The 1,448-nt window shown below is 66.6% G+C and carries 1 protein-coding gene; it reads left to right on the top strand.

Going from position 1 to position 1,448, the window contains the following annotated elements; all coding sequences use genetic code 11:
• The first annotated feature begins 148 nt into the window (after positions 1–148).
• Complete coding sequence (locus ACFXJ8_RS44060) at positions 149–1,390, top strand: IS256 family transposase (protein WP_379651547.1); 1,242 nt, start codon at positions 149–151, stop codon at positions 1,388–1,390.
• The last annotated feature ends 58 nt before the right edge of the window (positions 1,391–1,448 follow it).

Genomic DNA, 1,448 nt, shown 5'->3' on the forward strand with positions numbered 1-1,448 from the left:
GGTTAGCGTCCACGAGGGTGGTGTACGGGTTTGAACCCAATCATCACCTTGATGCCCGATAGGGAAGATCGATGTGACATGAGGGCGGCCACTCCGCGATCCTTCACAGCTGTCGAAGGCATAAGAAGGAGAACGAGAAGTGGCCGCTATGGACATTCTGCCTGTTGGCGATGGGTGGTTCGACGAGACCCTCGCGCAGGCCTCACCCGACGTGCTGCGCGAGATGGTCACGCGGATGGCGCAGTTGATGATGGACGCCGAGGCCGAGCAGCGGTGCGGCGCCGGCTACGGCGAGATCAGCGACCAGCGGGTCAACAGCCGCAACGGGTACCGGCGCCGTGAGTGGGACACCCGGGCGGGAACCGTGGAGCTGGCCATTCCCAAGCTGCGGCAGGGCAGCTACTACCCCGAGTGGCTGCTGGAGCGGCAGCGACGCGCCGAGCGGGCGCTGGCCTCGGTGGTCGCCACGTCCTACCTGCTCGGGGTCTCGACGCGGCGGGTGGAAAAGCTCGCCGAACAGCTCGGCGTGACCCGGCTGTCCAAGTCGCAGGTCAGCGTGATGGCCAGGGAACTGGACCAGATGGTGGCCGAGTTCCGCGACCGGCCGCTGGATGCCGGGCCGTACACCTTCGTGTGGATCGACGCGTTGACGCAGAAGGTGCGCGAGGGCGGGCGGACGGTCAACGTGCACGCCCTGGTCGCCACCGGCGTGAACGCCGACGGGCACCGCGAGATCCTCGGCATCGACGTCGTGTCGTCGGAGGATGGGGCGGGCTGGCTGGCGTTCCTGCGCGGCCTGGTCGCCCGCGGCCTGTCCGGGGTCAGCTTGGTGATCTCCGACTGTCACGCCGGGCTGCGCGATGCGATCGCCGCCACCCTGCCCGGCGCGTCCTGGCAAAGGTGCAGGTCACACTATGCGCGGAACTTGCTGACCTGCGTCGCGAAGACGGCCCAGCCATGGGTGGCGACCATGCTGCGCACCGTCTTCGAGCAGCCCGACGCCGCCTCTGTCCACGCCCAGCACCGGCAGGTCGTGCAGGTGCTGGAGGCTAAGTATCCCAAGGCCGCCGCCCATCTCGACGAGGCCCGCGATGACATCCTCGCCTTCGCGCTCTACCCCAAGAGCGTGTGGCGGCAGATCTGGTCCAACAACCCCCAGGAACGTCTGAACAAGGAGATCCGGCGGCGGACCGACGTCGTCGGCATCTTCCCCAACCGGGACGCGATCGTCCGCCTCGTCGGGGCGGTGCTGGCCGAGCAGCACGACGAGTGGACCGAAGGCCGCCGCTATCTGGGCCTGGAAGTCCTGGCCGAATGCCGCAAAGCCACCGAGAGAACAGGAACAGACAAGGACGGTGCTAATGTGACAATTGATGCGATTGCCGCTTAACTGGCAAACAGATCGCAGAGTGGTCGAATTCTCATACACCACGATCTTGGACGCGGCC

It is taken from the genome of Nonomuraea sp. NPDC059194 (assembly GCF_042754765.1).
GTDB lineage: Bacteria > Actinomycetota > Actinomycetes > Streptosporangiales > Streptosporangiaceae > Nonomuraea.

Coding starts and splice junctions, on each gene's coding strand:
- ACFXJ8_RS44060 (WP_379651547.1), top strand. CDS start 149: ATGGACATTCTGCCTGTTGGCGATGGGTGGTTCGACGAGACCCTCGCG.